Origin of the sequence: Streptomyces megasporus, from assembly GCF_000718985.1 — a bacterium.
GTDB classification, from domain to species: domain Bacteria; phylum Actinomycetota; class Actinomycetes; order Streptomycetales; family Streptomycetaceae; genus Streptomyces; species Streptomyces megasporus.
Map to the genome: position 1 here is coordinate 31,143 of NZ_JODL01000010.1, position 13,569 is coordinate 44,711.

Annotated in this window: 13 protein-coding genes and 1 pseudogene; 5 read left to right on the forward strand and 9 right to left on the reverse strand. The window is 74.2% G+C overall.

What is annotated here, in order from left to right; genetic code table 11:
* Positions 1–16: 16 nt before the first annotated feature.
* Positions 17–469, reverse strand: a complete 453-nt coding sequence (locus IF47_RS0111000; RefSeq protein ID WP_051717461.1) for an ATP-binding protein — start codon at positions 467–469, stop codon at positions 17–19.
* Between the two features lie 220 nt (positions 470–689).
* Between IF47_RS0111000 and IF47_RS0111005 the strand changes: the two genes are divergently transcribed.
* Together IF47_RS0111005 and IF47_RS0111010 are read left to right on the forward strand one after the other, a co-directional pair.
* Positions 690–2,099, forward strand: coding sequence for a TrkH family potassium uptake protein (locus IF47_RS0111005; RefSeq protein ID WP_078591729.1), 1,410 nt, complete (start codon positions 690–692; stop codon positions 2,097–2,099).
* On the forward strand, positions 2,092–2,754 hold the full coding sequence (locus tag IF47_RS0111010; RefSeq protein WP_031508446.1) for a potassium channel family protein: 663 nt from the start codon (positions 2,092–2,094) through the stop codon (positions 2,752–2,754). The genes IF47_RS0111005 and IF47_RS0111010 overlap by 8 nt, the downstream gene beginning before the upstream one ends.
* 88 nt (positions 2,755–2,842) lie before the next feature.
* On the opposite strand, the gene IF47_RS0111015 is transcribed toward IF47_RS0111010, so the two are convergent.
* Together IF47_RS0111015 and IF47_RS0111020 are read right to left on the reverse strand one after the other, a co-directional pair.
* Entirely contained in the window at positions 2,843–4,105 is a 1,263-nt protein-coding gene (locus IF47_RS0111015) for a lactate 2-monooxygenase (protein WP_078591730.1), read from the reverse strand.
* Positions 4,106–4,149: 44 nt separating this feature from the next.
* The gene (locus IF47_RS0111020) at positions 4,150–5,025 is read right to left on the reverse strand and encodes a PhzF family phenazine biosynthesis protein (RefSeq protein ID WP_031508449.1); all 876 of its coding nucleotides are present in this window, start codon (positions 5,023–5,025) and stop codon (positions 4,150–4,152) included.
* Between the two features lie 177 nt (positions 5,026–5,202).
* Between IF47_RS0111020 and IF47_RS0111025 the strand changes: the two genes are divergently transcribed.
* Positions 5,203–6,831, forward strand: a complete 1,629-nt coding sequence (locus IF47_RS0111025; RefSeq protein ID WP_031508450.1) for an alkaline phosphatase D family protein — start codon at positions 5,203–5,205, stop codon at positions 6,829–6,831.
* A gap of 116 nt (positions 6,832–6,947) precedes the next feature.
* Complete coding sequence (locus IF47_RS0111030) at positions 6,948–8,303, forward strand: multidrug effflux MFS transporter (RefSeq protein ID WP_051717420.1); 1,356 nt, start codon at positions 6,948–6,950, stop codon at positions 8,301–8,303.
* A gap of 60 nt (positions 8,304–8,363) precedes the next feature.
* Here the strand turns inward: IF47_RS0111030 and IF47_RS31455 are convergent.
* From IF47_RS31455 to IF47_RS0111055, 5 genes and pseudogenes are all read right to left on the reverse strand, one after another.
* Positions 8,364–8,693 (reverse strand): annotated as a pseudogene (locus IF47_RS31455) (PIN domain-containing protein); the annotation flags it as partial.
* 204 nt (positions 8,694–8,897) lie between these two features.
* A complete protein-coding gene (locus IF47_RS0111040) occupies positions 8,898–10,151 on the reverse strand; it encodes an NAD(P)/FAD-dependent oxidoreductase (RefSeq protein ID WP_031508452.1) in 1,254 nt (417 codons plus the stop codon).
* Positions 10,148–10,378: a ferredoxin gene (locus IF47_RS0111045; RefSeq protein WP_031508454.1), complete on the reverse strand. Its 231-nt coding sequence runs from the start codon at positions 10,376–10,378 to the stop codon at positions 10,148–10,150. Before IF47_RS0111045 ends, IF47_RS0111040 begins: the two co-directional genes overlap by 4 nt.
* Positions 10,379–10,416: 38 nt before the next feature.
* On the reverse strand, positions 10,417–11,349 hold the full coding sequence (locus IF47_RS0111050; protein WP_031508456.1) for a pyridoxamine 5'-phosphate oxidase family protein: 933 nt from the start codon (positions 11,347–11,349) through the stop codon (positions 10,417–10,419).
* A 100-nt stretch (positions 11,350–11,449) separates the two neighbouring features.
* Entirely contained in the window at positions 11,450–11,914 is a 465-nt protein-coding gene (locus IF47_RS0111055) for a VOC family protein (protein WP_031508457.1), read from the reverse strand.
* A 146-nt stretch (positions 11,915–12,060) separates the two neighbouring features.
* Between IF47_RS0111055 and IF47_RS0111060 the strand changes: the two genes are divergently transcribed.
* Positions 12,061–12,672, forward strand: a complete 612-nt coding sequence (locus tag IF47_RS0111060; protein ID WP_051717423.1) for a CGNR zinc finger domain-containing protein — start codon at positions 12,061–12,063, stop codon at positions 12,670–12,672.
* 141 nt (positions 12,673–12,813) lie between these two features.
* On the opposite strand, the gene IF47_RS0111065 is transcribed toward IF47_RS0111060, so the two are convergent.
* Positions 12,814–13,545, reverse strand: a complete 732-nt coding sequence (locus IF47_RS0111065; protein ID WP_051717426.1) for a maleylpyruvate isomerase family mycothiol-dependent enzyme — start codon at positions 13,543–13,545, stop codon at positions 12,814–12,816.
* Between the last annotated feature and the right edge of the window lie 24 nt (positions 13,546–13,569).

Consider the following 13,569-nt stretch of genomic DNA (forward strand, 5'->3'; position numbering starts at 1 on the left):
TCCGGCGCGCGCCGGCTCAGACCGCGGAGTCCGGGGCGTTCAGGGAGACCCGCACCTTGATCCGCTTCCCGACGGGCTCCCGCCGGACGTCGAAGCCCTCGCACAGCGCGAGGACGATCTCCAGACCGTGCTGACCGACCCGCCCCGGCTCGGCCGCCCGCGCGATGGGCAGGACCGATTCGCGGTCCCAGACGGTGATCTCCACCGTGTCGCCGACCAGCTCCAGGTCGATCAGGCAGGGGCCGGGGGCGTACTTGCAGACGTTGGTCACCAGTTCGCTCACGACCAGTCGGACGGTGTCGACGGCCCGGGGCGCGACGGGGACGCCGTGCTCGGTGCGCAGCCGGCGCAGGAAGTCGGTGGCGAAGTGCCGTGCGGCCGGGATGGTCTCCGGCCCTCCGTCGTACGCGGCGCCGGCCCGTGCCCGGGGCACGGGGACCGTCCCGTGGTCGTCGAGGCCCAGCGTGATCCGCTCCACGAACCCACTCCTTGTCAAGCGTTCTGCGCCGCGTGCCGGCGATGGCCGTTCACCCGTTTACCCCACCCGTCACGCGGTATGCGGAGGTGTTCGGCGCGTGGGAACGGACCCGGCGACCGTCGGTGTCGGGGCTTTGGTACCTTGCCCGCGTTGTCGTGTACGACCGGGCCCGGCGGCAGGCGCCCGGCCGCGGGCCGGTACGGATGCGGAGATGTCACGTGCGGGCGAGGGCGGCGTCGTGGTGAGGGATGTCGGGGACAGGCAGGCGAGGCCGGCCGGTCTCGGAGTCGAGGGGAGCCGGCTCCGGCACCCCGCGAGGATCGCCGTCGCCGGCTTCGCGGTGGCCGCCGCGGTCGGCACGGTGTTGCTCTCCCTGCCGGTGGCCGCGGTGTCCGGCGAGCGCACGGACGTGGTCGACGCGGCGTTCACCGCGACCTCGGCGGTGTGTCTGACCGGCCTGATCACCGTGGAGACCGGGAGCCACTGGTCGACGTTCGGCGAGGTCGTCGTCCTGCTGCTCATACAGGCCGGCGGCCTGGGCATCATGACGCTGGCCGCGCTGTTCGCGGTGCTGGTCTCCGGCCGGCTGCGGCTGCGGGCGCAACTGGTCGCGCGGACGGAGACCAAGAACCCGGGCATGGGCGACCTGCGTCGGATGGTGCCCAACATCATCCGGTTCAGCCTGGTCTGCGAGGCGGTCGTGGCCGCCGTCCTGACGGTGGTGTTCCTCGTCCGGTACGACCGCCCGCCGGGCGACGCCCTCTACGACGGCGTCTTCCACGCGGTCTCGGCGTTCAACAACGCCGGGTTCTCGACCCACCCCGACAGCCTGATGTCCTATGTGGGCGACCCGTGGGTGTGCCTGCCGATCGCGGCGGCGGCCATCGTCGGCGGGCTGGGCTTCCCCGTGGTCTTCGAACTGGTCCGGTCGTGGCGCAGGCCCCGCGGCTGGTCCGTGCTGACCCGCGTCACGGTGGTGTTCACGGCGCTGCTGCTGGTGTCGGGCACCCTGGTGATCACCATGGCCGAGTACACCAACCCCGAGACGCTGGGGCGACTGGACGGGGAGGACAAGTGGCTGGCGGGGTTCTTCGCCTCCGTCACCGCCCGCAGTGTCGGTTTCAACACCATCGACACCTCGGCCATGGGGTCCGAGAGTCTGCTGGCCACCGACGTCCTGATGTTCATCGGCGGGGGCAGCGCGGGAACGGCGGGCGGGATCAAGGTGACCACGTTCGGCCTGCTGGCGTTCGTCATCTGGGCGGAGATGCGCGGGGACCCCGGCATCCGGGTGGGCAAGCGGCGGGTGCCGGAGGGCAACCAGCGGCAGGCGCTGGCCATCGTGCTGCTGAGCGTGGGGGCGGTGGCGGCGTCCACGTTCGCGGTGCTGGGCATGACGGCCTTCACCCTGGACCAGGTCCTGTTCGAGGTGATCTCCGCCTTCGCCACGGTGGGGCTCTCCACGGGGATCACCGGTGAGCTTCCCCCGGCGGCGAAGGTGCTCCTGACCGTGTTGATGTTCGCGGGCAGGCTCGGCCCGCTGACCCTGGCGACCGCCCTGGCCCTGCGCGAACGCGCCCGCCGCTACGACCTGCCCGAGGAGAGGATCATCGTTGGCTGACCGCAACAACGAACCCGTCGTCGTGATCGGCCTGGCCCGGTTCGGCAGCGCGCTGGCGCTGGAGCTGACCGAGCGCGGCACCGACGTGCTCGCCATCGACAGCAACCCCAGGACGGTCCAGAACCTGTCCGGGCGGCTCGCCCACGTCGTCACCGCCGACGCCACGGACATCGAGGCGCTGCGGCAGCTCGACGTGCCGAACTTCCCCAGCGCCGTGGTCGCCATCGGCACCAACATGGAGGCCAGCATCCTGACCACCTCGCTGCTGGCCGAGTTGGAGGTCCCGGACATCTGGGCCAAGGCGGTCAGCCGCGAGCACGGCCGCATCCTGTCCAGGATCGGGGCCCACCACGTGGTCTACCCCGAGTACGACATGGGGGAGCGGGTGGCCCATCTGGTCTCCGGCCACATGCAGGACTACGTCGAGCTGGACGAGAACCACGCCATCGCGAAGGTCAGGCCGCCCAGGGAGCTGGTCGGCGTCCCCCTCGGCGAGGCCCGGATGCCCGCCCGGTACGGCATCGACGTGATCGCGGTCAAGCCCGCGGAGGGCGGGTTCGAGCCCGCCGGACCCGACACCGTCCTGGCCTACGGGGACGCCATCCTCGTCCTCGGACGCATCAACAGGGTGGAGCGCTTCGCGGACGCCGTCTGACGGCCCCCTCCGGCGGAAGGGGGCGTGACGGAAAGCGTGACGGAAAGCAGCGGGGCCCGCGCCCGGGAACGGCGGCGGGCCCCGCGCCTCACACGCGCCGCAACGAGTCCGGGGACAGCTCCGCCGGGGAGCGGTGGCCCGACAGGCCCAGCGTCAGGTCGAGGTCGGCCAGCAGTCCGCGCAGCACGTGCCGCACACCGTCCTCGCCGCCGTGGGCCAGGCCGTAGGCGAACGGGCGGCCGATCAGGACGGCCTTCGCGCCCAGCGCCAGGGCCTTGAGGACGTCCGCGCCGGTGCGCACCCCCGAGTCGAAGAGCACCTCGATCTCGTCGCCCACCGCCTCGACGATCTCCGGCAGGGCGTCCAGGGAGGCGACGGCGCCGTCCACCTGACGGCCGCCGTGGTTGGAGACCACGATGCCGTCCATGCCCGCCGCCACCGCGCGCCGGGCGTCGTCCGGGTGCTGGATGCCCTTGAGGGCGATGGGCCCGTCCCAGTGTTCGCGCAGGAACGGCAGCCGGTCCCAGGAGCGGTCGGTGCCGGTGAACATCGGCACCCAGCGCAGCACCGCCGAGATCGGGTCCTCTTCGGGGGTCTTGGCCAGCCCGGCTCGGAACGCCGGGTCGGAGAAGGGGATGGCGGTGCCGATGCCCCGGATGAACGGCAGGTAGGACAGGTCCAGGTCGTGGGGGCGCCAGGCCAGCGTCCAGGTGTCCAGGGTGACCACGAGGGTGGTGAAACCCGCCGCCTTCGCCCGCCGCAGGATGCCGGCACAGACCTCGTCGTCGTTCGGCCAGTAGAGCTGGAACCAGCGCGGCCCGTCCCCGCTCGCCTCGGCCACTTCCTCCAGGGTGTGGGAGGAGGCGGTGGAGAGCACCATGGGAATGCCCAGCGCGGACGCCGCCCGCGCGGTGGCGAGTTCGCCGTCGGGGTGGACGATGGACTGCACGCCGACGGGCGCGAGCAGCACGGGGGCGGGCGTCTCGGTGCCCAGCACGGTGGTGCGCAGGTCGCGGACGGTCGCGTCGCGCAGCATGCGGGGGACGAGCCGCCACCTGTCGAACGCCTCCCGGTTGGCGCGGGCGGTCGCGCCGGAACCGGCCGCCCCGGCGACGTACCGGAACGGGCCGTCCTCCATCCGTTCCCGGGCGGAGTCCTCCAGGGCGGTCGGGTCGGTGGTGAAGGGGGGAAGCACGCCGCCCAGGCCGTTGAGGTAGATCTCGCTCTGGTAGGCGCCGAAGGTGGTGCCCACCACGGCCTCGGCTGCCCCCGCCGCTTCCACTGCCGCTGCCGCTTCCACCGCCTCCGACGCCCCCGTCGCCGTCCCGGCGTCCCGTTCCGTGTCGCTCATCGCCCGCTCCCTTCTCCGCGGCTCTCGCCGTGGCCCCACGCGGCTCACCCGATGCGGGCCGCCCTTCCCGACACCCGCACGCGCGGATCGTCCGCGCGCAACTCGACCTCCAACAGACCGGGGCGACCCAGGTCGTGCCCCTGGTGGAGAGTGAGCCGCGCCGGTGCGGTGACCAGGCCCAGGGCGCGAAGATACCCGCCGAACGCCGCCGCTGCCGCCCCTGTGGCGGGATCTTCCACGACACCGCCGACGGGGAAGGGGGCACGGACGTGGAAGACCGTCTCCGACTCCCGCCACACCAGGTGAAGGGTGGTCAGGTCCCGGCGGAGCATGAACGCCTTCAGCCGCTCGACGTCGTACTCCAGCGCCGCGAGCCTCTCCCGGCCGGCGGCGGCGAGCACCAGGTGCCGGGCCCCGGCGAAGGCGACCCTGGGAGGCAGGACCGGGTCCAGCTCGCCGCTCTCCCAGCCGAGCGCGGCCAGGGCCTCGGCCACGTCCCCGTCGGCGACGTCCGCCACGTGGGGCTCGACGCTGGTGAGGGTGGCGCGCAGGTCGTCGGCGACGGTGACGGGGACGTGGCCGGCCAAGGTGGCGAAGACCAGCTCGCCCGGCCCGATCCGTTCGGCGAGCGCGACGGCGCTCGCCACCGTGGCGTGCCCGCAGAAGGGCACCTCGGCGAGTGGGCTGAAGTACCGGATGCCGAAGCCGCGCCCCGGCTCGGCGCCGAGTCCGGCGGGCGGAGGCGTGAGGAAGGCCGTCTCCGAGTACCCGACCTCGGCCGCGATCGCGAGCATCTCCGTCTCCCCCAGGCCGCTCGCGTCCAGGACGACTCCGGCCGGGTTGCCGCCGTCCGGGTCGGAGGAGAACGCCGTGTACCGCAGTACCTCGGGGGCGCCGGCCCCGGTGCTCTTCGTGGTCATGCCCGGTCAACTCCCTTTCGCGGGAGGGGTATTCCAGGCGGCCTCGCCCGGCGCCGGCGGTCTCCGGTCCCTTGTGCGCCGCGAGCCGTCCGGCGTCACCTGTCGGCCATACAAGCGTCGAGTACGGGCCAACACCGCGCCGCCGGGGCGCCGCCCCGGAACTCTGTAATCGTGTACATGACGCCTATGCCGAGTGCCACCGCCGAACTCAGAGCCGCCGCACGCCATCTGAACCGCCGGCGGTTCCTCACCGTTTCCGGGGCCGCCGCAGCACTGGCCCTCGGTACCAACCTGCCGTCCACCGCGCACGCCGCGCCCACCCTCGACCCCGCTCGGATCGCCGAGGACCCCTTCACCCTGGGCGTCGCCTCCGGGGACCCGCGCCCGGACTCCGTGGTGCTGTGGACCCGCCTCGCCCCCAGGCCGTACGAGCCGGCCGGCGGGATGCCGGCCCGCCCGGTCGCCGTCCGGTGGGAGATGTCCCACGACGAGCGCTTCCGCCGCCCGGCCGCCCGCGGTCACGTCGTCGCGCACCCCGAGTTCCACCACGCCGTGCACGTCGACGTGCCCGGTCTGGAACCCGGCCGCGTCTACCACTACCGCTTCCGCGTCGGCCGCTGGACCAGCCCGGCGGGCCGCACCCGCACCGCGCCCGCGGCCGGCTCCTCGCCCGCCGCGCTCCGCTTCGGCCTGCTCTCCTGCCAGGCGTACCACGACGGCTACTACACGGCCCTGGGACACCTCGCGCACGAGGACCTCGACGCCGTCTTCCACCTCGGCGACTACCTGTACGAGTACGCCGTCTCCGCCGTGGGCGGCCACCGCAACCACACCGACCGCCTCCTGCCGGACCTCTTCGACCGGGAGACGGTGACGCTGGAGGACTACCGGCTGCGGTACTCCCTGTACAAGTCCGACGCCGACCTCGCCGCCGCCCACGCCGCCCACCCCTGGATCGTCACCTGGGACGACCACGAGACCGAGAACAACTACGCCAACGGCGTGCCCGAGAACGGGGTCCCGCCGGAGGAGTTCCTGATCCGCCGCGCCGCCGCCTACCGCGCCTACTACGAGAACATGCCGCTGCGCCGCCCCCAGCGCCCCCAGGGCCCCGACCTGCGGCTCTACCGGCGCCTCCACTACGGGAACCTGGCGCAGTTCGACGTCCTCGACACCCGTCAGTACCGCGACAACCAGGCGAACGGGGACGGCTGGAAGGTTCCCACCCCCGAGTCCGAGGACCCCTCGCGCACCATGCTCGGCGCCGGTCAGGAGCGCTGGCTGATCGACGGCTGGCGGCAGTCGCGGGCGCTGTGGAACGTCGTCCCGCAGCAGGTCGTCTTCTCCCGCCGCCGCAACCGGGTCGAGGGCCCCTGGCCGCTGTCGATGGACGCCTGGGACGGCTACCCCGGCTCGCGCGAGCGGGTGCTGGCGGGCGCGGACGCCGCGGGCGTGGAGAACCTGGTCGTCCTCACCGGCGACGTCCACGTCCACTACGGATTCGACATCAAGCGGGACTTCGACGACCCCGACTCCCGCACCGCCGGCGTGGAGATCGTCACCACCTCCGTCACCAGCGGCCGGGACGGTGCCGAGAGGCCCGCCAACTGGCAGACGCTGATGACCGCCAACCCGCACCTGAAGTACTACAACGGGCGGCGCGGTTACGTCGTCCTCGGCCTGGACCGGGAGAAGTTGCGGGCCGACTACCGGACGGTCCCGGCGGTCACCACCCCGGGCGCGCCGATCGCCACCGCGGCGTCCTTCGTCTCGCCGGCGGGGGAGCCGGGGCTGTCGCCGGCCTGACACCCCTCGAGGGAGGTGTTCCGGGGGGCGGTGTTCCATCCCCCGGAACGAGATGGGCCGGGGACGGAAAACCTGGGATGATCGGACGGTTCTCATCGATTCCACTGGAGAGGTGCATGTCCGACTCCGGCCCGTCCCCGGCCGCCGAAACCCGGATATCCCGGACCCCGCGCGAGACGGCAGGCGCGACACCACGCGAGACACCGCGCGGACCCGGTGGCCACGGTCCCGCGCCCACGACCGCCGACACGGCGCGGCCCTCCGGTCGCGCCCGCGCCGGCCTGCTGATCACCCTCATCCTCGGCAGCCTCACCGCGCTTCCCGCGCTGTCGATGGACATGTACCTCCCGGCGCTGCCCGACATCGGCACCGCCTACGGCAGTCCGGCCGCCCAGGTGCAACTCACCCTCACCGCGTGCCTGTTGGGCCTGGCCGTCGGGCAGATCGTCGCCGGTCCGATGAGCGACCGGTTCGGCCGCCGCCGCCCGCTGCTGATCGGCATGGCGGGATACGTCCTGGCCAGCGTCGCCTGTGCGGTGGCCCCCGGCGTCCACTCCCTGACCGCCTTCCGTCTCGCCCAGGGCCTGGCCGGGGCGGCGGCCATCGTGATCGCCCGCGCGGTCGTCCGCGACATGTTCGACGGGCTGGCCATGGCCCGTTTCTTCTCCACCCTGATGCTGATCTCCGGTGTCGCCCCGATCCTGGCGCCCGTGCTCGGGGGGCAGGTGCTGCGGTTCACCGACTGGCGCGGCGTCTTCCTCGTCCTGGCGGGCTTCGGGTTGGTCGTCACCCTGGTCACCGCGCGCAGCCTGCCGGAGACCCTGGAGCCCGAACGGCGACACGGGGGCGGCGTCCCCGACGCGCTGCGCACCATGCGGGGACTCTTCGCCGACCGGGCGTTCACCGGGTACCTGCTGGTGGGCGGTTTCGCCTTCGCGGCGCTGTTCGCGTACGTGTCCGCGTCGTCGTTCGTCGTCCAGGAGATCTACGGCGCCTCGCCGCAGACGTTCAGCCTGCTGTTCATGGTCAACTCCATCGGACTGGTGGGCATGGGGCAGGTCAACGGCAAGCTCCTGGTCGGGCGGGTGTCCCTGGACCGGGTCATCGCCGTCGGTCTGGCCGTGATCCTGCTGTCGGCCGTGGCGCTGCTGCTGATGACCTCCGGCGTGTTCGGGCGGGTCGGGCTGCTTCCCGTCTCCGTCGGGCTGTTCGTGCTGATGTCCGCGATGGCCCTGGTGCTGCCCAACGCCAACTCCCAGGGACTGATGCGGGCTTCGCACGCGGCCGGCTCGGCCTCCGCGCTGCTGGGCTCCTCCCAGTTCCTCGTCGGTTCCCTCGCCCCTCCGCTGGTGGGCATCGCGGGCGAGGACACGGCCGTGCCGATGGCGGCGACGCAACTGGGCGCCGTCCTCCTGGCGATCGCGAGCTTCGCCCTCTTCTGCCGCCCCGAGCGCGGTCGCGTCCGGAGGTGAGGGCGCTCCGATCGGGGTCGCGCCGAACGGCTCGCATGCCCCGGCCGGCGCGTCTCGTCGTTCGTGCGGCGCCACCGGGCGGGTCACGGGGACCACGGTGACGAGGCCGTCCAGCCCCGCGAAGCCGTCCGGGTCGGTGGTGAACAGCGGCAGGTCCTCGGCGATCGCGGTGGAGGCGATCATCAGGTCGGCCACGCGGCGCCGGGGCTTGCGGCCCGCCGAGACCACGGCGGCGCAGACCCGCCCGTAGGCGCGGGCCGCTTCCGCGCCGAAGGGGATCGGGGCGAACTCGTTCTCCGCGCGCTGGAGCGCATCGAGCCTCCCGGCCCGTTCCATGTGCTCGTCGTGGTCGTCCTGTTCCTCGTTCCGGCGGACCGTGTGGGGCCCCGCTCGCTCACGGTACGCGGCGCACGCCACCCTGTGCCACCTGGTGGCACAGGGTGCTTCGCCCTCTTCCGCCGTTCCGGGCGCGGCCGGGCCCGGTAGGGGTGGAAAGGGCTTCCGGCACACCGCGTGCGAGGCCCCCGCGAGCGTGCTTCCGCTCGTGGGGGCCTCGCGCGTTCCGCCGTCCCGCCGCACCGGGACGGCGTCCGGTCAGACCGTCGTGGGCACGGATCCGACCGTCGTGGGCGCGGCGCGGCGGCGGCGCGCGGCCTCGACCAGGAGGGGGCGGTAGGCGGCGAGCCGGCGGGCACGGTCGACGGTGAGGGCGCCGATCGGCTCGCCGTCGCGGTGGTAGGAGATCTCCAGGCGTCGCCCGGGGAGGTCGTGCTCGACGGTCCGCGCCTCGTCGGCGAGGTGGGGGAGCCCCAGCGAGCGGATGCGGACGCCGTGCAGGTCGGACCAGAACGAGGGCACCGTGACGGGGGGTTCGGGGAGGTCGCCGTCCCCGGCCGGGTGCAGCAGGACACGGGCGGCGAGGGCGGAGTGCTCCACCGCCGCGCTCCAGTGCCCGAGGTGGAGCGTTCCGTCGGCCGGTCCGTCGGCCAGGGGGTGCGGACGGCGGGAGACGTCGCCGACGGCGACGACGTCCGGCACCACCGTGCCGTCCTCGGCGAGGACGCGGCCGTACTCGTCGCAGACGACCGCGCCGTCCACGCGCAGGCCGCTGCCGCGCAGCCACGCCGTGTGCGGGACGGCGCCCAGGGCCAGCAGGACGACGGTGGCCGGGACGTGGGTGCCGTCGCCCAGGTCGGCCCCGGTGACGCGGTCGGCGCCGGTGAAGGACCGGACCGTGGTGCCGGTGCGCAGGTCGACGCCGGCCTCCTGGTGCAGCCTGGCGACGAAGTCCCCGGCGACGGCCCCGATGGCGCGGGCCATGGGGAGCTCCTCGGCCTCGACGAGGGTGGTGGGAACCCCCAGCGCCACGGCGGTGGCGGCGACCTCGGAGCCGAGGAACCCGGCACCGACGACGAGGAGCCGGGCGCCGGCGGCGGTGAGGTCCCGACGCAGCGCGCGGGCGTCGTCGAGGGTGCGCAGGGTGTGGACGCCGTCGGGCACGGTCGCGGGCCAGGGGCGGGCCGCCGCGCCGGTGGCGATGACGAGTCCGTCCCAGCCCACTCGGTCGCCGTCGGCGAGGACGAGCTCGCGGTCGGCGAGCCGCAGCGCGGCGGCGGGGACGCCCGTGCGCAGGTCGGCGTCGAGGTCGTCGGTGGACGGCAGGGCGATGTCGTCGAACTCCCAGGCGTCGGCGAGGAGTTGTTTGGACAGGGGCGGCCGGTCGTAGGGGGCGTGCGGTTCGTCGCCCACCAGGGTCAGCCGGCCGTCGAAGCCCTGGTCGCGCAGGGCCCTGGCGGTCCGGGAGCCCGCCAGGGACGCGCCGACCACGACGATGTGACGTGCGCTCATGCCCCGGCCCCGGCGCCGTGGTGGGTGTCCTGGAGGGTGATCGCCTGCACGGGGCAGGCGGCGGCGGCCTCCCGGAGGGCGGCGCGGACGGCCTCGCCCTCGGGGCCGTCGGGGACGCCCTGGTGGACCACGAGGGTGTCGTCCTCGTCGAAGGAGAAGTGGTCGGGGGCGGCGAAGACGCACTGGCCGTGGCTCTCGCAGCGGTTCATGTCGACGTGGATGTGCACGGATCTCTCCTGGTGGGTGGCGAGCCGGAGCCGGGGCGTCAGACGGCGCTTCGGGGCCCGGCCTGGGGGAGGGGAGGGTTGAAGCGGGAGGCGGCGGGCGGGCTCCAGCCGGCGGGCAGGGTGCCGGGGAGTTCGGCGACGCCGGCGACGGTGAACTCGACCATGCGGCCGGTGCCGCCGGACTCGACGGCGTCGGCGTCCCAGACGACCTCCGCGGTGCCGGTGAGGTGGAGGGTGGCGCCGGTGAGGTAGTCCGGGACCACCAGACCCGCCCGGGGGTTGACGAGGAGGTTCCCCAGGGTGAGGAACATCGCGTTGCCGGTGTAGTCGGGCCAGCGGAGTCGGGTGGGCGACAGCACCTGGAGGAAGCCCGGGTTGCCGCCGCGGTGGGAGGCGTCGGCCCGGCCCCGCTCGTCGGCGGTGGCGACGAAGAAGGTGTCGGCGCCGGTGAGGAGGCGCTGCTGGTCGGGGTCGAGCCGGTCGCCCCGGCGGGCCGGGGGCCGTGCGGCGGGCGGACCGGCGTCCGTCTCCGGCGGGGTGCGCTTCTGGATGTACTTGGGGCAGTTGGCGACGACCTGGTCGAGGTCGACCAGGAGGCCGCCGTCGTGCGGGCGCGCCGTGCCGTTCATCCGCATGCGCCGCCGGGTGGCGGCCTCGATGGCGAGCATCCCCAGGTGGACCGGCCGCTCCAGGACGGGGGCCAGGGGGTCTTCCGGGGCGGGGCGGGCCGCGATGGACAGGCTGCGCTCGTCCGGGGCCCGGAGGAACCCCTCGGGCCCGGTGAGGAGGGTGGCCCAGACGTCCCCGTGGTCGTCGGCGGCCCCGGCGACCAGCAGACGCTGCTGGGTGAGGAAGGTGGCCGCCACGGGAGGCACGGTGTCGCGGATCGCGCGTCCGGAGACGTCGGCCTCGTCCCGGAGGCCGGCGCGCCGCTGGACCTCGCGCTCGCCGTGGTGGTAGGGGCCGGTCACGGTGGTCGCTCCTCGGAAGGCGGTGCGGTGGGGCGGGCGGGAGGAGCCGGGTGGCCGCGGTCGGGGAGAGGGTGCGGCGGCCACCCGGCCGTGGAGCGGCTCAGAAGAAGCCGCAGGTGGGGGCGGCGGCGACGGGGGCGGGAGCGGCGTCGGCGCCGGCCGGGGCGTAGATCTCCAGACGGATGCCGTCGGGGTCGGTGAAGAAGATGCCGCCGGAGGAGGCGCCCTCTCCGTGGGGGACGACGCCGTCGTACTTGAACTCGGCGCCCAGGCTGCGCAGGACCTCCTCGGCCGCCCGGACCTCCTCGATGGTCTCCACCTGGAAGGACAGGTGGTGCAGGCCGGAGAGGCCGGGGGCGTACCCGCCCTCGCTCTGCTGCCACAGGGTCACCATGAGGCGGCCCTCGCGGCCGAGGAAGGCGAAGGCGCGGCCGGGCTCGCGGCCCTCGCCCTGGATCTCGAAGCCGAAGACCTTCCGGTAGAAGTCCAGCGAACGGTCCAGGTCGGTGACGTTCAGGCCGATGTGGCCGGTCTGCAGAGCGGCGGGGACGGCGGAAGCGGACATGACGGATTACCTCCAACACGGTGTTCGGGACCACCCCGAACTAACCGTTGTCGAAGACTTTAGGGGTTAGAAGGAGAGAGGGTCAACTTCCTACTGCGCGTTAGCCGGTTAGAGTGGGGGAACGACAGCCGACGGAAGGAGCTCGCATGGGTGCCGGCACGGGAGACACCAGCCCTCCGCCCACGGCGTCCGGTGCCGACCCCAGGCCGCTCCGGGGCGAACCGCTCAGCCTGGACCTGCTCAACACCCGGTGGATCGAGAACGGGGTCCGACACGACCTGCTGAAGGACGTCGACGGGTTCGCCGTGTGGCTGGCCGGCCACGGCCTGCTGGAGCGGGCCGGCGCCGGCCCCGAGGCACTGGCCGCCGCCCTGGAGGCACGGGAGGCCCTGGGAGCCGTCGTCGCGACCCCCGGCGACGAGCGCGCCCGCGAGGGGCTCAACGCCGTCCTGGCGCGCGGGCGCGTCCTGCGCAGCCTCGGCCCCGACGGGCCCGCCGAGCGCGTCGAGCCCGAGGACCCCGCCTGGCTGGCGGCCTGGCTGGCGGCCGACGACTACCTGCGTCTGGTGGGCACCGCACCCGACCGCATCCGGGCCTGCGCCAACGACGAGTGCGTCCTGCACTTCTACGACGTCTCCCGGAACGGCACCCGCCGCTGGTGCTCCATGTCCGGCTGCGGGAACCGCGCCAAGGCCTCGCGGCACTACGCGCGCACCCGCCGGCACCGGGACCGGGAGGACACGGAGGACCGGGGGTAGTCCCGCCCCCCGGGCGATCGCCGGAAGACGGCCCGGCGGCCGGTGCCGGACCACGGTCCGGCACCGGCCGCCGGGGAGCCCCGGGCCCACCACCCGCGGGCGGCGGTCACATCGAGGCGGCGGTCGACATCAACGCGGCGGTCACATCCAGGCGGGGAGCGCGGGAAGCCCGCCCCGGGCGCACCGCAACTCGTGCCCGGCCCCGCGCCCCGCCAACCAGGCCGCCAGGGCGTGCGCCGGGCCGGTCACCCGCACCGGGTCCTCGGAACCGGCTCCCGCGGTGAACAGCTCCGCGGTGCCCGCCACGTGCAGCACCAGGGGCGGGCAGTCCCGGCGCCCGGACCAGGCGGACGCCAGGGAGGCCACCAGGAACCGGGCGTCCTCCTCGGACCAGTCGGCCGGGGTGTGGCCGGCCGCCAGGTCCACGTGGTGGATCAACACCTCGCGCAGCCGGTGCCCCAGCAGCCCGCGGGCGGGCAGCCGGTCGCCGTTGCGCAGGACGACCTCGACCGACCACGCGCCGTCGTCCAGCCGGCGGGCGTGCTCGACGAGCCCTTCCCCGGAGCGGGCCAGGTCCGCCAGGTGCGTGGCGAGGGGCCGGTGCGCGTCCCGTTCGATCTCGGCCTCCCGCGCGCCGTCGCCCGCGTACATCGGACGGGGCACGCCCGTCTCCGCCCAGGTCAGGAGGTTGCGCAGGCCGTCGGCGTTGCGGGCCACATGGGCGCAGACGTGGCCGCGGGTCCACCCCGGCAGTGCCGAGGGCGCGGTCAGGGCCGCGTCGTCGAGGGAGGCCACCGTGGCCCGCAAGTCCTCCTGGGCGGCGGCGACCCGTGCGATGAGTGCGTCGACATCGGTCGGCGCGGTGGTTTCCATAGGTCACTCCGTGGTCTGACGACG